The 20,417-nt window shown below is 54.0% G+C and carries 18 protein-coding genes, 5 tRNA genes and 1 other RNA gene; 5 read left to right on the top strand and 19 right to left on the bottom strand.

What is annotated here, in order from left to right:
* Nucleotides 1-41: 41 nt before the first annotated feature.
* Genes yigB through lptM form a run of 5 tightly spaced genes read right to left on the bottom strand, consistent with a single transcriptional unit; the run spans nucleotide 42 to nucleotide 3,430 of the window.
* Nucleotides 42-758 (bottom strand): 5-amino-6-(5-phospho-D-ribitylamino)uracil phosphatase YigB, encoded by a 717-nt coding sequence (gene yigB / locus F3J29_RS21730; RefSeq protein WP_166869200.1) that lies wholly within the window; start codon nucleotides 756-758, stop codon nucleotides 42-44.
* Nucleotides 758-1,663 (bottom strand): tyrosine recombinase XerC, encoded by a 906-nt coding sequence (gene xerC, locus F3J29_RS21725; protein WP_166869198.1) that lies wholly within the window; start codon nucleotides 1,661-1,663, stop codon nucleotides 758-760. Before xerC ends, yigB begins: the two co-directional genes overlap by 1 nt.
* Nucleotides 1,660-2,364: a DUF484 domain-containing protein gene (locus tag F3J29_RS21720; RefSeq protein WP_166869196.1), complete on the bottom strand. Its 705-nt coding sequence runs from the start codon at nucleotides 2,362-2,364 to the stop codon at nucleotides 1,660-1,662. Before F3J29_RS21720 ends, xerC begins: the two co-directional genes overlap by 4 nt.
* A complete protein-coding gene (dapF, locus tag F3J29_RS21715) occupies nucleotides 2,361-3,185 on the bottom strand; it encodes a diaminopimelate epimerase (protein WP_166869194.1) in 825 nt (274 codons plus the stop codon). Before dapF ends, F3J29_RS21720 begins: the two co-directional genes overlap by 4 nt.
* A gap of 38 nt (nucleotides 3,186-3,223) precedes the next feature.
* Nucleotides 3,224-3,430, bottom strand: coding sequence for an LPS translocon maturation chaperone LptM (lptM, locus tag F3J29_RS21710; RefSeq protein ID WP_166869192.1), 207 nt, complete (start codon nucleotides 3,428-3,430; stop codon nucleotides 3,224-3,226).
* 305 nt (nucleotides 3,431-3,735) lie between these two features.
* Here lptM and cyaY point away from each other — a divergent pair, with 305 nt between their 5' ends.
* Complete coding sequence (gene cyaY / locus F3J29_RS21705) at nucleotides 3,736-4,056, top strand: iron donor protein CyaY (RefSeq protein ID WP_166869190.1); 321 nt, start codon at nucleotides 3,736-3,738, stop codon at nucleotides 4,054-4,056.
* On the opposite strand, the gene cyaA is transcribed toward cyaY, so the two are convergent.
* Complete coding sequence (cyaA, locus tag F3J29_RS21700) at nucleotides 4,057-6,606, bottom strand: class I adenylate cyclase (RefSeq protein ID WP_166869188.1); 2,550 nt, start codon at nucleotides 6,604-6,606, stop codon at nucleotides 4,057-4,059.
* Nucleotides 6,607-6,894: 288 nt separating this feature from the next.
* On the opposite strand from cyaA, the gene hemC reads away from it, so the two are divergent.
* The 4 genes from hemC to hemY are packed head-to-tail and all read left to right on the top strand — an operon-like array spanning nucleotide 6,895 to nucleotide 10,981.
* Nucleotides 6,895-7,836: a hydroxymethylbilane synthase gene (gene hemC / locus F3J29_RS21695; protein WP_166869186.1), complete on the top strand. Its 942-nt coding sequence runs from the start codon at nucleotides 6,895-6,897 to the stop codon at nucleotides 7,834-7,836.
* On the top strand, nucleotides 7,833-8,579 hold the full coding sequence (hemD, locus tag F3J29_RS21690) for a uroporphyrinogen-III synthase (protein WP_166869185.1): 747 nt from the start codon (nucleotides 7,833-7,835) through the stop codon (nucleotides 8,577-8,579). The genes hemC and hemD overlap by 4 nt, the downstream gene beginning before the upstream one ends.
* An 18-nt stretch (nucleotides 8,580-8,597) precedes the next feature.
* Entirely contained in the window at nucleotides 8,598-9,782 is a 1,185-nt protein-coding gene (hemX, locus tag F3J29_RS21685) for a uroporphyrinogen-III C-methyltransferase (protein ID WP_166869183.1), read from the top strand.
* A gap of 2 nt (nucleotides 9,783-9,784) precedes the next feature.
* Nucleotides 9,785-10,981: a protoheme IX biogenesis protein HemY gene (hemY, locus tag F3J29_RS21680; protein ID WP_166869182.1), complete on the top strand. Its 1,197-nt coding sequence runs from the start codon at nucleotides 9,785-9,787 to the stop codon at nucleotides 10,979-10,981.
* Between the two features lie 688 nt (nucleotides 10,982-11,669).
* On the opposite strand, the gene F3J29_RS21675 is transcribed toward hemY, so the two are convergent.
* From F3J29_RS21675 to rffC, 13 genes are all read right to left on the bottom strand, one after another.
* Nucleotides 11,670-11,783, bottom strand: a non-coding RNA gene (locus tag F3J29_RS21675) — RtT sRNA.
* A gap of 34 nt (nucleotides 11,784-11,817) precedes the next feature.
* Nucleotides 11,818-11,894 (bottom strand) — tRNA-Pro (locus tag F3J29_RS21670).
* A gap of 94 nt (nucleotides 11,895-11,988) precedes the next feature.
* Nucleotides 11,989-12,065 (bottom strand) — tRNA-Pro (locus F3J29_RS21665).
* A 33-nt stretch (nucleotides 12,066-12,098) separates the two neighbouring features.
* A tRNA-Leu gene (locus F3J29_RS21660) sits at nucleotides 12,099-12,185 on the bottom strand.
* A gap of 15 nt (nucleotides 12,186-12,200) precedes the next feature.
* Nucleotides 12,201-12,276: transfer RNA gene (locus F3J29_RS21655), tRNA-His, on the bottom strand.
* Nucleotides 12,277-12,336: 60 nt separating this feature from the next.
* Nucleotides 12,337-12,413 (bottom strand) — tRNA-Arg (locus F3J29_RS21650).
* 114 nt (nucleotides 12,414-12,527) lie between these two features.
* Nucleotides 12,528-13,913: a bifunctional threonine/serine APC transporter ThrP gene (gene thrP, locus F3J29_RS21645; protein WP_166869180.1), complete on the bottom strand. Its 1,386-nt coding sequence runs from the start codon at nucleotides 13,911-13,913 to the stop codon at nucleotides 12,528-12,530.
* 256 nt (nucleotides 13,914-14,169) lie between these two features.
* The gene (wecG, locus tag F3J29_RS21640; protein WP_166869178.1) at nucleotides 14,170-14,910 is read right to left on the bottom strand and encodes a lipopolysaccharide N-acetylmannosaminouronosyltransferase; all 741 of its coding nucleotides are present in this window, start codon (nucleotides 14,908-14,910) and stop codon (nucleotides 14,170-14,172) included.
* Between the two features lie 11 nt (nucleotides 14,911-14,921).
* Nucleotides 14,922-16,277: an ECA oligosaccharide polymerase gene (wzyE, locus tag F3J29_RS21635; RefSeq protein WP_166869176.1), complete on the bottom strand. Its 1,356-nt coding sequence runs from the start codon at nucleotides 16,275-16,277 to the stop codon at nucleotides 14,922-14,924.
* Nucleotides 16,274-17,353, bottom strand: coding sequence for a TDP-N-acetylfucosamine:lipid II N-acetylfucosaminyltransferase (locus F3J29_RS21630; RefSeq protein WP_166869174.1), 1,080 nt, complete (start codon nucleotides 17,351-17,353; stop codon nucleotides 16,274-16,276). The genes wzyE and F3J29_RS21630 overlap by 4 nt, the downstream gene beginning before the upstream one ends.
* Nucleotides 17,350-18,600 carry a lipid III flippase WzxE gene (gene wzxE / locus F3J29_RS21625; protein ID WP_166869172.1) on the bottom strand — a complete coding sequence of 417 codons (1,251 nt, stop codon included), beginning with the start codon at nucleotides 18,598-18,600 and terminating at the stop codon, nucleotides 17,350-17,352. The genes F3J29_RS21630 and wzxE overlap by 4 nt, the downstream gene beginning before the upstream one ends.
* A gap of 1 nt (nucleotide 18,601) precedes the next feature.
* Complete coding sequence (rffA, locus tag F3J29_RS21620) at nucleotides 18,602-19,732, bottom strand: dTDP-4-amino-4,6-dideoxygalactose transaminase (RefSeq protein ID WP_166869170.1); 1,131 nt, start codon at nucleotides 19,730-19,732, stop codon at nucleotides 18,602-18,604.
* 4 nt (nucleotides 19,733-19,736) lie between these two features.
* A complete protein-coding gene (gene rffC, locus F3J29_RS21615) occupies nucleotides 19,737-20,414 on the bottom strand; it encodes a dTDP-4-amino-4,6-dideoxy-D-galactose acyltransferase (RefSeq protein WP_166869253.1) in 678 nt (225 codons plus the stop codon).
* Between the last annotated feature and the right edge of the window lie 3 nt (nucleotides 20,415-20,417).

Genomic DNA, 20,417 nt, shown 5'->3' with positions numbered 1-20,417 from the left:
GCTCAGCCAACTACTGGTGATTTGTACAGAGTTGCTGTTGATTATATCAGCGCAAGTAGGGATGCCAACCGCGAAATCTCCAGATGCGGTAATAAACGGCTGTCATCTATCTGCATCAGGTCGCCTTCGCGCAGGTTAATCCAGCAGGACAGCATCCCGCAGCGCACGGCGCCCGCCACGTCGGTGGTCAGGTCATCGCCGACATGCAGGATTTGCTCCAGCGGCACACCTAAACGCTGCGCTGCGGTATGATACATATCGCTGAAAGGTTTAGCCCGCCCATCCGGCCCGGCCCGCAGAATGAATTCGAAGTAGTTGTCGAGCCCGAACAGGTGCGGCTCTGCGTTACCGTTGGTGATCGCCACCAGCGGCCATTTTTTAGCAAGCTTTGCCAGCGTGTCGTGCGTTTCCTGTGGGATGTCGATGCGGCTGCGCCATTTTGCGAAGTTCTCCATGGCGGCACTGGCACCGGCAAAGGCCTCTTCCGGGCTAAGTCCGGCATCCAGCATTATCTGCTCGACGGCGCGGCGACGCCATTCGGTGACATCATGATAAATTTCCGGTTCTTTCACGCGCAGCATCTCACGGCTGCGATGAAAATCCAGGGCGGTAAACGCGCCGAGCTTTGGGTGATAATTCTGCACAAAGGCCAGCGACTCCTGAGTGGTACGCAGAATCACCGGATGATTATCATAAAGCGTATCGTCGAGATCGAACGTCAGAGCAGCAATTTGCCCGAGCGGGCGGTAAAAATGCATTACGATTTCCCCCGTTTGGCGCGTGGATGCGCGGCATCATACACCGAGGCTAAATGTTGAAAGTCGAGATGGGTATAGATTTGCGTAGTAGACAGGTTGGCGTGCCCAAGCAGTTCCTGCACGGCGCGTAAATCGCCGCTGGATTCCAGTATGTGGGTGGCAAAAGAGTGCCGGAGTTTATGGGGATGCACATGGCTGCTCAGCCCTTGCTTGATACCCCATTCACCAAACCGTTTTTGCACATTGCGGGCGGATATTCGCTTTCCCGTCTTCGCCAGAAATAGCGCATCGTCGTCCGGGCCAAAAAGCTCCCGCAGATCGAGCCAGTGTTCAACCCAGGTCACCGCACTCCGGCCAACGGGTACGCGGCGCTCTTTGCTGCCTTTTCCCATTACCCAGACCTCTCCGGTCGAAAGATCGATATGCCCGCAGTTCATGTTCACCAGTTCGGAAAGACGCAGGCCAGCACCGTACATCACTTCCAGCATTGCCCGGTCGCGCACGGCCAGCGGATCGTTCAGATCGATATCCAGCAGATGGTTCACATCATCGACTTCGATATTTTTAGGCAAATGCCGACCGGCTTTTGGCGTAGTGATGCCTTTGGCGGGGTTCGCTTTTAGCTCACCCTGGCTAACCATCCAGTCGAAAAAGCTGCGTAGTGCCGACAGTCTTAACGCCAGGCTGGAGGCCTGCAGGCCGGCCCTGCGGCTGCGCACGGCCAGTGAACGCACGGCGGCGGCATCGCATTGCTGCCAGCCGGTGAGCTTCATCTCTTCGGCAATGTAGATAATCGCCGCAAGCTGGCGCTGGTAGTTCAGGAGAGTGAGCGGGCTGAGCTGACGCTCAACCTTGAGGTATCGAAGAAAACCATCAACGTGAGGCGTTAAAACGGAAGTGGTCATGCCCGTTCAATCCAACGCTCCAGCAAGTCTGGCAGCATCAGCGCCAGCTCGTGCAGCAGCTGAGTGCCCTGCCCCTGTTGATAATGCTGCGGGTCGCGGCTGCTGAACAGCAGAACGCCAAGATCGCCTTCGCTACCCATCAGCGACAGGGCAACGGAACCAATGGCTTTTGCCTGCGGCAAGACCAACAAAAGTTCCGGGCCATTAAGCGGGCCGAGGTAGTGCTGGCTTTCGCCAAGACGCTGAATACGCAGCGGCTCAAAAGCCTGCCGATTCAGCGCGAGATGCGTGAAGTCCGATGGCGCACCGATACGCCAGCGGTCAGCAAAAAGCCGGATATTCGCCCCGGCGAGTCCCATGTCCCGCGCCCAGCGATGAAGCCGGTTCAGCATTTCCTGCAGGCTGGAAGCCGAAGCCAGCCGCCCCTGAAGCTTCAGTAGCCGATAGAACAGACCTTCGTTAGCGCTCGCCTGCTCCATCAGCAGCGTCATGTTCTCTTCGAGGTGATTGATGTGGTTACGGCTGCGGGCCATATGCCACTCCACCAGCGAAACGCTGCCGCGCACCGGGTGAGGAACCTGCATGCTCTCCACCTGGTGGGCATTGCGAATAAAGAAATCGGGGTTGCGCTGTAAGTATTCGGCAACCGCGACATCGTTAAGCTCAAGAAGGGCTTCTTGCTGTTCCTCGGCATTCTTCATAGATGTATAAATCCATCATAGACGTGGGCCGCCGGGCCGGTCATGTACAGCGGTGACCCAGGCCCTTTCCAGGCGATATCAAGACGGCCGCCAGGCAGCTCAACGCGCACCTGCTCCGCCAGTAATCCTTGCTGAATACCAACCGCCACTGCGCCACAAGCGCCGCTGCCGCAGGCCTGGGTTTCACCTGCGCCGCGTTCGTAGACACGCAGCCGGATGTGTTCCCGGCTCACCACCTGCATGAAGCCGATGTTGGCTCGCTCAGGGAAGCGTTCATGGCTTTCCATCACCGGGCCCAGGCTTTCAACTGCAGTGGTTTCTATGTCATCAACCTGAATGACGCAATGCGGGTTACCCATTGAAACGACGCCGCACATAATGGTTTGCTCGGCCGCTCGCATAATATAGGTCTTTTCTGCTTTGTTTGCCCGAAACGGTACCTGAGAAGGCTCGAAGTTGGGTTCGCCCATATTGACGCGCACCATCTCATCCTCCGTCACGCTCAGTACCATTCTACCATTGGCGGTACTGACGCGAATCTCGCGCTTATTGGTCAGCCCTTTCAGGCGCACAAAGCGGGCAAAACAGCGCGCACCGTTGCCACATTGGGAAACTTCACTGCCGTCGGCGTTAAAGATCCGGTAATGGAAGTCCAGATCGGGATCGTAAGGAGGCTCCACGATCAGTAACTGATCGAAGCCGACGCCAAGATGACGATCCGCGAGCCGACGGATCAGCTCCGGAGAGAAATAAACATTCTGCGTCACCGCGTCGACGACCATAAAGTCATTACCAAGGCCATGCATTTTAGAGAACTGCATCTTCTGCTCCATTAGCGCGGTTACAAAGCACGATTTAGCTAGTAAATAACCTGAGTCGGCGCATCATCAATGCCGCGACCGTTGCGGACGGGTGCCGTCTGGACAGGTTGTTCAACGGTTGTGCTATGCGTTGTCGGCGTCGCTTTTTTATCAGCCGGAGGGAAATACAGAGGCCCCTTCAGGCCGCAGCCGGTGAGGCTGACAAGCGTCAGTGCCAAAGCTAGAGGGCAGAAAATCTTCTTCATTATCGGGTAGCCTGTGATTCACTATTCTGCCGTCTATCATCGCAGGTGAACCCTGAAAAGCAATACTCTTCATCATCCAGACAGCTGAAAATCACCTGTCAGCAAACCGGGCAAGAAAATAATCTCTGGTTTTCGCCAGCCGTTCGGGAACGACCGGGTCCCTCTCACTACCGATCCCCGGCGCCCCAGGTTGTCTGGCGCAGATGAAGCAAATGGGCATGACAGGCCTTGATGATACCTGAGCCGCAGTTTCTAATTCCCGGCGATGCTCTTATACTGCCCTGAAATCCCAACAGGAAGCAGACATGAACGACAGCGAATTTCACCTTTTAGCCGATAACCTGTGGCGCACGATTGAAGAGCGCCTGGATGACTGGGACGGCGATAGCGATATTGATTGTGAGATCAACGGTGGCGTGCTGACCATCAGCTTTGAAAACGGCAGCAAAATCATTATCAACCGCCAGGAGCCTTTGCATCAGGTTTGGCTGGCCACCAAAAGCGGCGGCTACCATTTCAATCTCAAAGGGGACGAATGGATTTGCGACCGGAGCGGCGCAGAGTTTTGGCAGTTGCTGGAAGAAGCCAGCACGCAGCAGGCGGGTGAAACGGTTAGCTTCCGCTGATTACGGCTGGTACTGCTGCAGCAGCGGCGCTGAGTTATCGTCCTGATTAACCGGCGCGGCTGGTGTGATTGACTGGGTGCGGAACGGAATGACCTGCACCCGCCCTTCCGTTTTCACAATCTGATAGAACTGCGGAAGGTTGAAGTTGATGAAGCTTGAGCCGTAGGTAAAACGATCGTGGGACGAGGAGTAGAAGCGGCTGACGTCGCGCACCAGCTCTTCTTTGCTGCCTTCGCAATGATGATAAACTTCCGCCCGGTTGCTTTCATCCAGGATATAGATGTTGAAGCCCTGGTCTTCACTGGCTTCTTCAAAGAAGAACTGAATAATCCCTTCACTGGCAAAGCCATCCACCACCGCCGGCAACTGTACCTGGTTGGTACCAACCTGCACCGACAGGCCATGCAGCTTGTTGTGCGAGATGGCACCATAAAACTCAACGGCGTTTTCCAGTTTTTGTACCGAGACATTCAGGCGCTCGAAGAACAGGCCCCATGTCTGCCCGGAGACGCGCAGCGCTTTAAAGCGGCCCGGCTCCTGGCGCGTGCTGGAAAGGCGGAATTCAATGCATTCAGACACCAGCTGCTGCACGCGAGTGCGGATCAGGCCACGCAGATGCTGGCTGTAGCAGAAGACTTCGACGCTATCCGGCGGCGCGGCGTCCTGGTGCATTTTCCCGAGAATGGTTTTTAATGCCTCGATCATCGCCTGCTCGCCGTTAAAGTGCAGGGTACGCACTTCGTTCCACGAGTTGCGATACAGCAGGTCAACGCTGCCAATCAGGCACTGCTGCTGCTCGCCGAAGCTGAACACATCCAGTTTACGGAAGTCGAAATGCACAACCTGATTGCGGAAGGCGGCCGTCGGATCGTATTCAAGGTTGACGATAATTGCCAGATGGCGAATCTCACACGGGCTATACAACGCTTTTGGCGTCGGCGCCGGGAGCCGCAGCGGGAAGTGATGGGAGACATCGGCCACCATCTCCTGCAGCTTCGGCAAATCACAAATACCGTTGCCCTTAATAAACAGGCGGGTACGCGAGGTCAGCAGGCCATTAAAGTAGGCCCACGCCACCAGCTTATTAAGATAACGGTTATATTCCAGCGGTTGATGGCTGACAATGGAGTCCATGTTCGGCGCGCGGTTGTAAAGATACCAACCAGAGCGGTTCGCACGGCCAAGCGGCACATGGATAAAGGTCAGGTTCGGTTCGGAGAGGTCCGGGGAAATCTGCGGGTTTACCAGCGTCACTTTGCCCGGCAGCGCCTCAAACGCAGCATACAGCTTACGCGTTAATACGCCGATGTCCTGCGGGCTGGCGGAAACGCTAAGGTTATTGCGGCGCGCAAAGCGGATCAGATTACGGTAGCTTTGCATCATCGCGTCGAGCAGTTCGTTGTGCGCTTCGCGGACCTGGTCGATTTTCCAGTTTGCGCGGTTGTCCAGCATCGCCAGACGCGCTTCGTCCCAACCCCAGCTCTTCACCAATTGACTAAGTACTTCACGGCGCCAGCCAACACAGGCTCGCTCGCGTGATAGTTTTTCGCAAACTTTCAGATAGAAACAGCGGCGAACCAGGTCCAGACGCGCATGATCTTCGATTTGCGTCAGGTACTCGGTAACGCGTTCCAGCATCATGCAGTACGGATCGAGGCCAAAGGAGACAATTTCGCCGTCGTGCAGGCGCTGTTTAATGTCTTTTGCCAGCAGACGCGTGTTCGGATATTCCCAGGAATAGGCTTCCAGCAGCAGCGTTTTCAGCACGGCTTTATACGGCGAGTCGATGCTTTTATAGAGCTGCCACAGGCTGGCACCAAAGTACTCTTCCGCAGACAGCGAGCTTAAACCGCCGAGATCCAGCCATTCGTTAGGCGTCAGGACACCCTGCGCATAGAGGCTCATCACGTAATCGTCGTAATGCTCTTCTTCATCGCCCGGCACCATGTTCCACAGAATGCGCTTCCCGGCCAGACGTACCGCTGTGCGATAAAATTCGTCCAGCAGCAGGATGTGCTGGGTAGAACCACAGTCTTCACCGCCCAGGCTGCCGCTTTCGTTGTGGCGGAAGCGGTTCTCATCAATAAGGAAGAAACTGACCTCAACGCCGAGGGAAGCCGCCCAGCTTTCCAGCAGACTGCATTTCCGCTGCAGCAGCTGGCGCTCGTCGTTATCGAGCCAGGCCTGGTGGCAAACCCAGATATCCAGGTCAGAAGAGCAGCTCTGCCCCACGGAGGAGGTGCTGCCCATAGAATAGAGGCCGGTGATCGGCAGTTCGCCCGCAGGCGTCTCCTGAGGCGGCATGCCGCGCTGCAGTTCAAGCTCGTCCAGGTAATGGCGTTGGGTTTCATCAGGCGTGTAGAGGCAAATGCCGCGGGGAACGTTACCGTCAAGGTAACCCGGCATCAGCGGGTGATGATAATGTAATAACGTTGGCAGTAGACTGTAGACCTGTTGGAAGGCAGGCCCCATAGCAGCAAGCGCACGATCTACGCGCAGTTGGTTGATGGCATCCAGTCTCTGTTTAAGTGTCTCAATATAGAGGTACAAGACGTATCGCCTGATGGTTTCAGTATTACGAAAAAAACCCGTTTCCTGGTTGTTGTCCCCGTTATTATAAACGATCGGGACAGCAATTGCTGGAAACGTGATCAATTTAACACCTTGCCTGTTGACCGTAAAGAAAGATGCGCTACCAAAGTGGTAGATGCCCTGGCCACAGGCTGTTTCTTCCATAATACGAATCACGTCCCTCTGTTGCCGGAAAAACCGCCGAACCTGACAGCCTTCCGCTAAGAGTGGTAGGATGGTCGGTGGACGATAATTACGGTAACAAGCATGTTAGACAATATACTCAGAATTGCCACTCGCCAAAGTCCCCTTGCACTCTGGCAAGCACATTATGTTAAGCAACGTCTTGAAGCTTTTCACCCGCAGCTCACCGTTGAGCTGGTGCCCATGGTCACCCGCGGCGATGTCTTGCTGGATACGCCGCTTGCCAAAGTCGGCGGGAAAGGATTGTTCGTTAAAGAGCTGGAGCTGGCAATGCTGGACGGGCGCGCGGACATCGCCGTCCATTCCCTGAAAGATGTGCCGGTGGCATTCCCTGAAGGTCTGGGATTGGTCACCATCTGCGAGCGCGACGATCCCCGCGACGCTTTTGTTTCCAATCATTATCAAACGCTGGATGAGTTACCCGCCGGCAGCATTGTGGGCACCTCAAGCCTGCGCCGTCAGTGTCAGATAGCCGAGCAGCGTCCAGATCTGGTGATTCGCTCCCTGCGCGGCAATCTTGGTACCCGCCTCGGTAAACTGGATAAAGGCGAATACGATGCCATTATTCTTGCCGTCGCCGGGCTAAATCGCCTTGAGATGCAGGATCGCATTCGCTACGCCCTGCCGCCGGAAGTGTCTTTACCCGCGGTCGGCCAGGGTGCCGTCGGCATCGAATGTCGTCTGGACGATGAACGCACCAAAGCGCTGCTGGCACCGCTGAATCACCATGAAACCGCCGTTCGCGTTAGCGCCGAACGTGCGATGAATATGCGCCTTGAAGGCGGCTGTCAGGTGCCGATCGGCAGCTATGCCGAGCTGAAAGATAACGAGCTTTGGCTACGTGCATTAGTGGGCGCACCGGACGGCTCCATCATGGTACGTGGTGAACGTCGAGGTAAGCCGGAAGATGCCGTGGCCATGGGGATATCTCTGGCCGAAGAGCTGTTGAATAACGGCGCCAGAGAAATACTTGCCGACGTTTATGATGGAGACGCTCCCGCATGACGATCCTCGTCACCCGCCCCTCCCCAGCCGGGGAAGCGTTAGTGAGCCGACTGCGCGCACTCGGGCAGGTGGCTTACAGCTTCCCGCTTATCGAGTTCTCGCCCGGTCTGCAGCTATCGCAGCTTCCAGCCCGGCTTACGGCGCTTGCGCCAGGCGATCTGGTCTTTGTCCTCTCACAGCACGTCATAGACTATGCCGCCCCACTTCTGCGCCGGAACGGCATCCCGTGGCCGGACAATCTCAGCTGGTTCGCTATCGGCAGGACTACCGCACTGGCTTTTCATACCGTCAGCCATATTCCGATTCGCTATCCACAAGATCGGGAAACCAGCGAAATCTTGCTACAATTACCGGAATTACAAAATGTTGCTGGTAAGCGCGCATTGATTTTACGTGGTAATGGCGGACGCGAACTGTTGGGCGAAACGCTTGAAGCGCGAGGAGCCGACGTCAGTTTCTGTGAGTGCTATCAGCGAAGCGCTATTATTTACGATGGAACAGAAGAAGCCCACCGTTGGCACGCCCGGGGGATCTCAACGCTGGTCGTGACCAGCGGCGAAATGCTACAGCAGCTTTATACGCTGACGCCTGACTGGTATCGCGAGAACTGGTTGCTTCGTTGTCAGTTGCTGGTTGTCAGCGAGCGTTTGGCAAGCCTTGCCAGGGCATTGGGTTGGCAGAATATTCGGGTCGCCGCGACTGCGGACAATGACGCGCTGCTTCGTGCGTTACAACACACCTAACAATAACAGGACGCCACAATGACGGAACAAAATACTTCCTCCGCCATAGTTGAGGAAACGACACCCTCGGCGGAGACGCCATCACACTCTGAGCCCATGACGAAGAAAAATCGTTCTGGCATTGCGGGTATTGCGCTGGGAGCAATTGCGATCGCCATCGCCCTGGCATTAGGTGGCGGACTTTATAGCTATGGTAAGCACCAGGCATCTACTCAGACGGCCACCAGCGATGCGCTGGCAAATCAGCTGATTGACCTGCAAAAACAGCAAGAAGAACAAAAAAGCGAATTTGAAGCGGCGCTAAAACAGCAGACGACCGCACTTAGCGACGCGAACAAACAGCAGGCTGCGCTGGCCCGTCATCTGGACGAAGTGCAGCAAAAAGTCGCGACGATTTCCGGCAGCGACGCCAAAACCTGGCTGCTGGCACAGGCCGATTTCCTTGTTAAGCTGGCAGGCCGCAAACTGTGGAGCGATCAGGACGTCACAACGGCCGCCGCGCTATTGAAAAGCGCTGATGCCAGCCTGGCGGATATGAACGATCCAAGTCTGATAACCGCTCGCCGCGCGCTGACCGACGATATTTCAACGCTGTCGACAATCACCCAGGTCGACTACGACGGGATCATTCTCAAGCTGAATCAGCTCTCTAACGGCCTGGACAACCTGCGTCTGGCCGACAACGACAGCGATGAATCCCCGATGGACTCTGACAGCAGCGAGCTGTCGGGCACCATCACCGAATGGCGCCAGAACCTGGTGAAGAGCTGGCACAGTTTTATGGATAGTTTTATTACTATCCGCCGCCGCGATGAAACCGCCGTTCCGCTGCTGGCGCCGAATCAGGATATCTACCTGCGCGAAAATATCCGCTCCCGCCTGCTGGTTGCCGCACAGGCGGTGCCACGCCATCAGGAAGATACTTACAAGCAGGCGCTGGATAACGTTTCGACATGGGTTCGCGCCTATTACGACACCAATGATTCCGCCACCAAAGCGTTCCTTGAGGAGCTTGACGGCCTGAGTCAGCAAAGTATTCATATGGATATTCCGCAATCGCTGCAAAGCCAGGCGCTGCTTGAAAAGCTGATGCAAACCCGGGTTCGCAATTTGCTTACCCAGCCGGCAAATCCTGTAGCCAATAACGCACAGCCAGAAGCGGCACCGACTCAGCCGGCTCCTGCCGTAAGCCAGGGGGAATAAGTATGATTAAAGTCTTATTGCTCTTCCTGCTGTTGATTGCCGGTATCGTGCTGGGCCCAATGCTGGCAGGCCATCAGGGCTATGTTTTAATCCAGACCGATAACTACAACGTTGAAACCAGCGTAACCGGGTTAGTTATTATTCTGATCCTGACGATGGTGGTGTTGTTTGCCATTGAATGGGTATTGCGTCGCATTTTCCGTACCGGCGCCCGTACCCGTGGGTGGTTCCTGGGTCGCAAGCGCAGCCGCGCCCGTAAGCAAACCAAAGCCGCGTTGCTGAAACTGGCTGAAGGCGATTATCAGCAGGTCGAGAAGCTGATGAGTAAGAATGCCGATCACGCCGAACAGCCCGTGGTCAACTACTTACTGGCCGCCGAAGCGGCACAGCAGCGTGGCGATGAAATTCGTGCGAACCAGCATTTAGAGCGCGCAGCCGAACTGGCGGATAACGATCAGCTCCCGGTCGAAATCACTCGCGTTCGCCTGCAGCTTGCCCGCAATGAAAACCATGCCGCACGCCACGGCATTGATAAGCTTCTGGAAATTGCGCCGCGCCATCCTGAAGTACTTCGTCTGGCTGAGCAAGCTTACTTGCGCACCGGCGCATGGAGTTCCCTGCTGGATATTCTGCCGGCCATGGAAAAAGTGCAGATTGGTGATGAAGCCCACCGCGATGCGCTGCAACAGCAGGCGTGGATCGGTCTTATGGATCAGGCGATGGCCGGGCAGGGTAACGAAGGCCTCAAGACCTGGTGGCGTAACCAAAGCCGCAAAACGCGCCACCAGACCACGCTGCAGGTAGCCATGGCAGAGCATCTTATTGAGTGTGATGACCACGACACCGCCCAGGAGATTATCCTTGACGGACTGAAGCGCCAGTATGACGATCGTCTGGTCATGCTGATGCCGCGTCTGAAGTCAGGTAATCCAGAACAGTTAGAGAAAGCATTGCGCCAGCAGATCAAAACTCAGGGCGATCGCCCTCTGCTACAGAGTACGCTCGGACAACTGTGGATGAAACATGGCGAATGGCAACAGGCGTGTGATGCATTTCGTGAGGCGATTAAACAGCGCCCGGATGCCTACGATTACGCCTGGCTGGCAGACTCTCTCGACAAACTACATAAGCCTGAAGAAGCAGCTCTCATGCGTCGTGACGGCCTGCTGCTCACCCTGCAAACACCCTCTAACACCTGATCCCCAGGGCGGTGTTCTACCGTCCTTTTCTTTTCCCCACGCAAAAAAAAACACCTGCCAAAAGGCAGGTGTTAAAACAGGTCTGTTTGACAACTAAGTGGTGCTTCACTCAACGTTATGTCCAGGGTGTTCGATGAGACCCCATGGGGGCGACATCTGTCGGTGGACGATAAGCACCGTAATTGGCTCTGCGTCATTCCTGGGTTTATGAAGCCGAGGCAAACATAAGAAGTGGAATGAGCATCTACGCGTTTATTATTGCACAATACATGCCAGGTTTGCATGCAGAAACGGACTCAACTACCAAAATTAGTATTTTCATAGTATTAGCGCCGCAAAGCTTTCTCCCCCGGGCTTTCCCGCCGGCCTGCACCGGCAGAAATAAACTGTCTCCCCCAGGAGACAAACTGTGGCCTGAATAAAAAAATCAAATAAAAACATGAGATTAAATGTCTCCATTTGAAGACATAAAATCACCCGGTTGTCGCACCTAAGCGACAATTTCAGCGGCAGAATGACAAGAGTGGGTTTGCGACCGCGGGAATTTGCGAGAGGAGATATTCCGCTGCGGGATATTGCTAAAGCAACGTTGTCTCGCTGCGCTCGGCTCAAACCGCCTTCGGAAGTTCTCATCCTCTTTGATATCCAGATGCAAAAAGGCCAGCTCGAAAGCTGGCCTTTTCTAAAATGGTCGGCGAGAGAGGATTATTCCCCTGCGGGCCGTTGCTGAAGCAACGTTGTCTCGCTGCGCTCGGCTCAAACCTCCTTCGGAGATTCTCATCCTCTTTGATATCCAGATGCAAAAAGGCCAGCTCGAAAGCTGGCCTTTTCTAAAATGGTCGGCGAGAGAGGATTCGAACCTCCGACCCACTGGTCCCAAACCAGTTGCGCTACCAAGCTGCGCTACTCGCCGATATACTGCTTTTACTTCCGCGTTCAACGCATTAAAGCTTATTAAGGCTTCAGGCTGAAAGCAAAAACCCTTCTTCAGAAGGGCTTTTAAAATTTGGTCGGCGAGAGAGGATTCGAACCTCCGACCCACTGGTCCCAAACCAGTTGCGCTACCAAGCTGCGCTACTCGCCGAAATACTGCTTTTACTGCTGATTAATTTAGGTGTGGTGCGAAGAGAGGGACTTGAACCCTCACGTCCGTAAGAACACTAACACCTGAAGCTAGCGCGTCTACCAATTCCGCCACCTTCGCATACATCTAAATTAATGGGGTGGCTAATGGGACTCGAACCCACGACAACTGGAATCACAATCCAGGGCTCTACCAACTGAGCTATAGCCACCACTGTAAAACTTTCACGCGGTACATGATACCACCGCAGCTCTCGCGCCATTATAATAAATGGTGCGCCCGACAGGATTCGAACCTGAGACCTCTGCCTCCGGAGGGCAGCGCTCTATCCAGCTGAGCTACGGGCGCGTAGCGCCGTTGCGGGGTCGGATAATACGGGCTTCGTGCTCAGCTGTCTAGTGCTTATTTCAATAAAATACTCGCAAAACTGCGCGTTTGGTTATGCTTTGTGCATCCTGGTGCTTATCCGTTCAGTTTTTCACTAACGGCATGCTTATTCAGGCCAAACACCTTATAAACCAACGTCACGGCAGCAAGGAAAACGACGCCAACCGTCAACGACATCCGCGTATCTTCATTCAAGCCCATTCCTACCAGCACACACGCAAGGAACGCCATAGTCAGGTAGTTTGCCCACGGGAATAGAATAGATCGGAACGGGTGGCTGGCAATGGCTTCACGGTGCGCCTTACGGAAGCGAATCTGGCTAATCAGGATCACAAACCACGGCACCATGCCCGGTAATACGCTGGCACTGTAGACGTAAACGAAAACGCGCTGTGGATTTGGAATAATGTAATTCAGACAGGAGCCGAGCAGCAAAATACCGATAGAAACTGCTACCCCAACGACGGGCACACCGCTGCTGGAAACTTTCGCCATTTTGGCCGGGAGCTGGCGATTTTTCGCCAGGGCATACAGCATACGTCCACAGCTGTACATACCGCTGTTACAGCCAGACAATGCCGCCGTCAAAACAACAAAGTTAATAATCCCTGCCGCCGCAGTGATGCCTATTTTGGCAAAGGTCAGTACAAACGGGCTACCTGTAGTACCAATTTGGTTCCACGGGAAAATAGTGACGATAACGAAAATCGCACCCACATAGAAAATCAGAATACGCCACAGCACTTTCCCTACGGCACTGCGTAAGGTGACCTGCGGGTTCTTCGCTTCGCCGGCGGTAATACCGATTAGCTCCACGCCCTGATAGGAAGCAACAACAATACACAACGCGGTCAGGAAGCCTTTCCAGCCGCCGGCAAAGAAGCCACCGTGCTCCGTAAGGTTGCTAAAGCCAGTCGCCTGACCATGATTTCCAAAACCGAAAAAGATAACGCCCAGGCCAACGACAATCATCACGATGATGGTTGTCACTTTAATCATTGCAAACCAGAACTCGATTTCCCCGTAAAGGCGGACTGCCGCAAGGTTTGCCAGCGCCACAAGCCCTACCGCAAAAATGGCGGGAAGCCACTGAGGAAGATCCGGGAACCAGTACTGGACGTAGACGCCAATCGCTGTAATTTCGGAGATGCCAACCGCCATCCACATAAACCAGTAAGACCAGGCCGTCAGATAGCCGAAAAAGGGGCTCATATAGCGGTGCGCGTAGACGGCAAACGACCCGGCTACGGGTTCAAGGAACAGCATTTCTCCCATTGAACGCATAATAAAGAACACGAACAGGCCCGCAATAATGTACGCCAGCAGTACCGACGGTCCGGCCCATTTTAGGGTACTGGCGGCGCCCATAAACAGGCCAACACCAATGGTTCCCCCCAGGGCGATAAGTTCGATGTGTCGAGCTTCCAGCCCGCGCTGCAGCTCTGCTTTTTTCTCTGCCATAAATCCTCTGTATTGTGTTTGCTTTACTCCGGTTTTTACCGGTTATTGTGTTTGGTTGTTGCCAGGGTCAATAACAGGCCATGCAGCGTCGGCAAGAGATTTGCTGGCGCAACATCACTACGGCACTGCATCGAGTGGGCGCAATGGTTCCGTATTTTTTACAAAATTACAAATAACTGCGTAACAAACTGGAATAAGTCTGGTTGAAAATCGTGCAGAGAAAGCAAAACGCGCCCGAATGAGCGCGTTGAAAGGTTTAAAGCTTGCCGGTCAGATGCCAGCGCTGGTAGCGAAGCAGTCTGAGCTGTCTTTTGATTCTGGTTGGCTGGGATAACAGCCGGTATAACCACTCCAGTCCAACGTTTTGCCAGACCTTAGGTGCCCGCTTTACTCGTCCGGTAAATACGTCATATGTTCCGCCCACGCCCATATAAAGCGCATGAGGATGCACCTTTCGACACGCCTGCATCAGGATCTCCTGACGTGGCGAGCCCATCGCGACGGTAACAAGCTCCGCCCCACTTTCCCGAATGCGTTCAAACAAGGCTGACCGCTGTGCATCGGTAAAATACCCGTCCTGGCTGCCGACAATATTGACCTGCCAAAGCTGTCGTAGCTTAGCTTCGGTCTGTGCAAGGACATCGGGCTGACCGCCCACCAAAAATACCGGGGTTCCTTCCTGACCCGCCCGCACCATCAAGGCTTCCCACAGGTCGGCCCCCGCTACGCGATTAACCACGGCTTCAGGGTATTTTTTCCGGATGGAGCGAACGACGCTGATGCCGTCGGCGTATTTGTATTCCGCTGCCGCAATAAGGCCGCGAATTTGCTCATCATCTTCTGCCGTCAGCACTTTTTCTGCATTAATCGCCACTAATGTCCCCTGGCGCAATTGCCCCCCCGCATAGAGATAATCCAGCGCATGCTGCATATCTCGCCATCCCAACAGGTCAAGGCCACGAAGAGTATAAAAAGGGGCTTCAGTAGAGTTGTTCATGAATATCCTTGTCATGCATTTTGCGTGTCGACTGAGGGCACGCGGCGCAGGCGCTGATGAATAAGCCCCGCACTTTCAAATAGCCAATAAAGTAATTTTGCCACAACCAGGCAGGCGCCAAAAATGACCATGAAGAACACCACCCGTGAAACAAAAGAGTCCAGCCCCTCACGAGCCAGAACGATCATATTGAAAATCGCCCCGAAGCAAAACGCATAGATTATTGCCGCTTTATAGCGATTGCTTTCTCTGTTCGCCAGCTCGTACAGCCAGTCAAACCATTTGATAATCAAGCCGACGGCAACCGCCCCGAGCGGGATAAACCACACGCCGCCCATCACCACCAGCGAGCCTATCAACGTTGGGGAAATGGCCAGCCCCGAGTGATTGTTCAGCACCTGCCAGGTGAAATAATTCGCGGTGTTCAGCACTGTGCCAGGACGATCTGGCCAGACCCAGCTGGGGATGAATACGTAAAAATCGCGAATGATGGGCGCCAGCCCCTGGAATTCAATCTTGTCGTAATTTTGCAGCAAGAGACCAAGATTTTCCCACGGAGAGAACGTATCCCGAGTCAGATAAAGGAATGTATAAAACGCTTCGTCACCGCTCACGTTCAAGCCGTAGCGCTTAAGCGCCAGCCAGAACATTCCAACAATGCCGAACACGCCCGCCGCCGCCAGCATCCAAAGAGAGATCCACCCGCGAATAATGCCGATAAACAAGAAGATGGCGAAGGCGATGATGATGTTGGCCCGCGTCCCGCCGACAATCATGTACGTTAACAGACCGAAACCCACAGTACTGACCAGGAAGAAGATCCAGGCCCGACTGTCCTGACGCAGGAAGTACACCACCAGCATGGCTGGTATAAAGAAATAGAAAAAGCGTTTAAGCGCCACGCCTGACACTTCGCTGGAGAATATTTGACTGTAAGAATGCAGCTTAAATAACAAGAAGCCGTTATGGGCAAAGAAGATACCGACGCTGATCAGAGCCACTAACACCAGCATGATCCACGTCAGATGCGTCTCAACGCGGTTCATGGTAAACAACGGACGCCGTTCCCTATGCCCCGTCTTCGCCCTAAGCCGCGTTTTATAGGTCACATAGTAAATCCCATAGAAACAGGCTGCCGCGAGTTGAGCTTGTAAAAGCACATCCGCAGGCACCACCGATACCCCAAAACGAAACACCAAAGTACAGGTAAACGGAAAGCCGAAGAAAAAGGTCAACAGATAAAGCAGTGAAAAGAAGACGTTGAAGTTGAAGCGTACGCGGCGAAACTCCTGATACGTCAACAATCCGATGAACCCGACCGATAAGAACCAGACAACAAATAACCCGCCAAACTGCGTCAGACTCATTTTTGCTCTCCAGCCGCGGTGCTCAACGCGCGATGCCACCCATCGATATAGTTAGGGTTAAAGAAAGCGATGCTTTGTTTATCCAGTAAGCGTAGCTGGCGCTGGGCTTCCCGCACGGTTGCCTCATCAAGGATATCTCCGGTAAAGAGCACCGGAATATGCTGCTCAACCATGTCCTGCCAGAAAGGATTTTTTCGGTTCAGCACACAGGGGATCCCGGCCTGAATCAGTAAACAAAGCGTGCCGATCCCCTGCTGGCGTTCAAAGATAAAATAGCCGAGATCGCACTGACGCAGCAGAGTCAGGTAATCATTGAATTCGATTTTTTCCGTCAGCACGTCGACGTTTTCTGGGCTAAACAAACCGCTGCCAGCCTGCTTTACCTCTGCAATATAAGCTTCGTTATTTGCCGGGTATCCCATCGGCACAACAATGCGTACCGTGTCGCCAAATTGCTGATGAATAGCCTTCAGTGCACCAACATGCTGGTTACTGCGGTCACCAGAATTGCCCACGAGCAACGTCAACTTCCCGCTGCCTTGACGATCAACAGCCATCGTATTAAGGCTCGGATCCATACGCGTTGGGAAATACAGCAGCTCGCCAGGCACCTGCGGGTGCCGCCGGTGGAAATAGCTTAAATCCCCACGCGTGGCAAAAACACGCCCAACTCGCCCCTGCGCAAAACGGCGTAACTGGTAAAAAAGCCGAAATTTAAAGCTGCGTGAAACCTCATAAAGGTCGGCCCCCCAGATATGCCAGTTCACCTGCTCCGGCTTTAGCCCCCCGGTTAGCAAGGCAATCCAAAGGCTGCCGTTAAACTGTCCGTGAAAAAAGAAACGTTGCTGCCGGTTAGCGCGCGCTTTTGCCAGAACTTCTGCGGCTATAGACTGCTTTGAAGGGCATAGAGAAATCGACAGCGCCGGAAAAGCGGACAACAAAGTTCGGTCCTCTGAAACCACGATAAATTCTCGTGCATGAGGTGTCGTGGCGGCCAGAACGTCGTTAAAAAAACGCAATACCGTCTGATTATGATGCGGGATGTCAGATCCCAATACGTGAATCAGTGTTGTCATGCTCGTCTACGATAAATGAGGAATACGCCACAGCAGAGCGCAAAATAAACAATATAGGTAGCCATATAAGCCTGGGCCGCCCCTAGCGCACCGTGGGCGGGGATCAGCCAACGCGAAAAGCCGGTTAACAAAATAAACTGACTGATTTCAGTCAGAATATAAAAGCGCAGAGACGCCTTCGCGATAACCAAATAGCCAAACACATAGGCGCCGACCTTCAGCACGTCCCCTACCAACTGCCAGGCAAACAAATCACGCATGGCGATAAATTTTGGTGAAAACAGTAGCCAGATGGCGAAATCACGCAGCAGCCAGACTGTCAGACTTGCTGCCGCCACGGCGGGCAGAACAAACCTTAACGAGCGCGCAATTTCACGCGTAATGGCGCTTTTTTCTTTCAAGCGAGCAAGCGTCGGCAATAGGTAAACGCTAAAAGATGCAGTGATAAACTGCAAATACGCATCAGAAATGCTGCTAACCCCTTGCCAAATACCGACCTCATCCCAGCTATAGTGTTCCGCCAGCAGGTTACGCATCATCACATAGGCCACGGGGAGCGTGACTGAAGTGATCAGCGCCATGAGCGTGAACTTCCCAAGATGACTGGCCAGTAGCTTATCCCAGCTCGGTTTCAAATAGCTCAGCGGAACATGTTCACGCCGGACCAGCATCAGCATCGAAGGAACGACCACCAAAGCGGGAACTAACGCGAGGCCGAGCAGCGCCCCCGGATAGCCGCCTAAACGATAGCAAACATAATAAGCCAGCACGCCAATTACGCTGCCTGCAATTAACGCAAGTGCGTTACCCGCCGCATCACGAAACCCCTTCATAATGGCAAGCGACAGGTTTGCCCAGGCAATGCCCATCTGGATCAGGGCCACCAGACGCACCAGATTCTGGTAGTCCGCATGACCAAACAACCCAATGCTTATCGGTCGCGCGGCCAGAACGAAAATCACGGCCAGCAGCGAGGAAAAACCTAACACCATCGCCGAAGAGGTGCCGAGTATTCGCTTTAACTGAACCGGATTGTCATGATGTTCAGCAACATATTTAGTAACGCCGTTAAAAATCCCTGCACCGGCCAGCACGCCCAATACGGTCACCATTTGGCGAAAATTACCGGCCAGCCCCACTCCTGAAGGGCCAAATGCAACGGCCAGCATTTTTACCACCAGCAAACCGGCGCCAATTTTTACCAGCGTGGACCCGGCGGTCCACGCTGAAGCTTTAGCTAGCGACATCTCAGGCGAAGTAACTTTGTAGCGTATTGATGACGGTGCGTTGGTTCACCGGCGACAGGTTATAGAACAGCGGCAGACGGAGCAAACGCTCGCTTTCACGAGTCGTGAAACGATCTTCCCCATGGAATCGACCAAATTTCTCGCCAGCCGGGCAGGTATGAAGCGGAATATAGTGGAACACCGCCATGATCTCAGCTTCTTTCAGGTAAGAAATCAGCGCGCTGCGATCCTCCATATCTCGTAGCTTGATATAGAACATATGGGCGTTCTGCACGCAGTTTTTAGGTATGGCCGGAAGCTCGATACGCCCGGCTTTTGCTAAAGGCGCAAGAGCATCATGATAGGTTTGCCACAGCTTCAGGCGCTGCTGATTAATTTGCTCTGCCGCCTCAAGCTGTGCCCAAAGATAAGCGGCCTGCAGGTCGGCCATCAGGTAGCTTGAACCAATATCACGCCAGGTGTATTTATCCACCTGACCGCGGAAGAACTGGCTGCGGTTGGTGCCTTTTTCACGAATAATTTCTGCCCGCTCGATTAAAGCTGGGTCGTTAATGAGTGTCGCACCACCTTCACCACCCGCAGTATAGTTTTTCGTCTCATGAAAACTGAAACACCCGATGTGGCCAATTGCACCCAGCGCGCGGCCTTTATAAGTCGACATCACGCCCTGAGCGGCATCTTCCACCACAAACAGGTTATATTTTTTGGCGATAGCCATGATGGTGTCCATTTCACAGGCCACACCAGCGTAATGAACCGGCACGATAGCACGCGTTTTTTCAGTAATTGCCGCTTCAATTTTTGTTTCGTCAATGTTCATGGTATCAGGGTGCACGTCCACAAAGACGATGGTGGCCCCTCTAAGCACAAAGGCATTAGCCGTAGAAACAAAAGTGTAGCTAGGCATGATCACTTCATCGCCAGCCTTGATATCCAGTAGGATAGCGGCCATCTCCAGCGAAGCTGTGCAAGACGGCGTGAGCAGCACTTTCTTGCTGCCAAAACGTTGCTCCATCCATTGCTGGCAACGGCGAGTAAACCCCCCGTCTCCGCACAGTTTGCCGCTACCCATTGCAGCCTGCATGTATTCAAGTTCTGTTCCAACGACCGGCGGAGCGTTAAATGGGATCATTTTTTCACCTGTATAACCAGAAGGCGGTGCTTTCTATGGTGGCACCGCTTTTAATGTAGCGACGCAGCGCGGCGGTATTGCTCACCTGAGTTGCCACCCGCAGGGTTTGCAAACCACGCTGACGACACCAGTCTTGCGCAGCAGCCATCAGTTCCTCGCCTAAACCTCGTCCGGCAAGCAGGCCAATTCTGGCCTCTGCATCATTTAGCTGCCGCAACGTCACAAAGCCCGGGAGCTCATCGCCGTTCCGCAGCAACAGACACTGATGGTCAAACGTGCCAAGGACGGCATTTTCGATCCATTGCGCATAGAAACGACCGCTGTCCCCGGCCTTATACCAGGGCGTACGAAAGCGGCTTTGCGTGAATACCTGAGAAGCCGACTGACGAAGCGAAGGGATATCATTCGGCTGGGCGATATCGACGGTAATATCTGCATTTTGCGTGCCAACAGAAAGAACCAAATCCACCTCACCTTCGACAAGCTGGAAGCCAAGCTGCTGCAAGCCATCCAGCCAGTCGGTGCGATGAGACGGGATTTTTGCCTGGACGCGCGACCAGGTATTTAACTGTTCTTCCTGCAGCGCAGGTGCTTCTTCGGAGAAATGAACCACACAGCTGTTGACATCAAAGAAACGGTTTTCCCACTCAAGAGAAGCCAGGGTGCCGTGAATTGGGTTCATCAT

It is taken from the genome of Enterobacter sp. Cy-643 (genome assembly GCF_011752815.1).
Lineage (GTDB): Bacteria > Pseudomonadota > Gammaproteobacteria > Enterobacterales > Enterobacteriaceae > Cedecea.
Note: the sequence above shows the minus strand (reverse complement) of the source record. Positions and strands in the feature narration are given on the sequence as shown.

What these genes read in the sequence shown, in the direction of transcription:
- hemD (WP_166869185.1), top strand. Translation starts at nt 7,833, where the DNA reads ATGACGATCCTCGTCACCCGCCCCTCCCCAGCCGGGGAAGCGTTAGTG.
- lptM (WP_166869192.1), bottom strand. Translation starts at nt 3,430, where the DNA reads ATGAAGAAGATTTTCTGCCCTCTAGCTTTGGCACTGACGCTTGTCAGC.
- hemC (WP_166869186.1), top strand. Translation starts at nt 6,895, where the DNA reads ATGTTAGACAATATACTCAGAATTGCCACTCGCCAAAGTCCCCTTGCA.
- rffA (WP_166869170.1), bottom strand. Translation starts at nt 19,732, where the DNA reads ATGATCCCATTTAACGCTCCGCCGGTCGTTGGAACAGAACTTGAATAC.
- rffC (WP_166869253.1), bottom strand. Translation starts at nt 20,414, where the DNA reads ATGAACCCAATTCACGGCACCCTGGCTTCTCTTGAGTGGGAAAACCGT.
- cyaY (WP_166869190.1), top strand. Translation starts at nt 3,736, where the DNA reads ATGAACGACAGCGAATTTCACCTTTTAGCCGATAACCTGTGGCGCACG.
- wzxE (WP_166869172.1), bottom strand. Translation starts at nt 18,600, where the DNA reads ATGTCGCTAGCTAAAGCTTCAGCGTGGACCGCCGGGTCCACGCTGGTA.
- thrP (WP_166869180.1), bottom strand. Translation starts at nt 13,913, where the DNA reads ATGGCAGAGAAAAAAGCAGAGCTGCAGCGCGGGCTGGAAGCTCGACAC.
- hemY (WP_166869182.1), top strand. Translation starts at nt 9,785, where the DNA reads ATGATTAAAGTCTTATTGCTCTTCCTGCTGTTGATTGCCGGTATCGTG.
- wzyE (WP_166869176.1), bottom strand. Translation starts at nt 16,277, where the DNA reads ATGAGTCTGACGCAGTTTGGCGGGTTATTTGTTGTCTGGTTCTTATCG.
- hemX (WP_166869183.1), top strand. Translation starts at nt 8,598, where the DNA reads ATGACGGAACAAAATACTTCCTCCGCCATAGTTGAGGAAACGACACCC.
- yigB (WP_166869200.1), bottom strand. Translation starts at nt 758, where the DNA reads ATGCATTTTTACCGCCCGCTCGGGCAAATTGCTGCTCTGACGTTCGAT.
- wecG (WP_166869178.1), bottom strand. Translation starts at nt 14,910, where the DNA reads ATGAACAACTCTACTGAAGCCCCTTTTTATACTCTTCGTGGCCTTGAC.
- F3J29_RS21720 (WP_166869196.1), bottom strand. Translation starts at nt 2,364, where the DNA reads ATGAAGAATGCCGAGGAACAGCAAGAAGCCCTTCTTGAGCTTAACGAT.
- dapF (WP_166869194.1), bottom strand. Translation starts at nt 3,185, where the DNA reads ATGCAGTTCTCTAAAATGCATGGCCTTGGTAATGACTTTATGGTCGTC.
- xerC (WP_166869198.1), bottom strand. Translation starts at nt 1,663, where the DNA reads ATGACCACTTCCGTTTTAACGCCTCACGTTGATGGTTTTCTTCGATAC.
- F3J29_RS21630 (WP_166869174.1), bottom strand. Translation starts at nt 17,353, where the DNA reads ATGACAACACTGATTCACGTATTGGGATCTGACATCCCGCATCATAAT.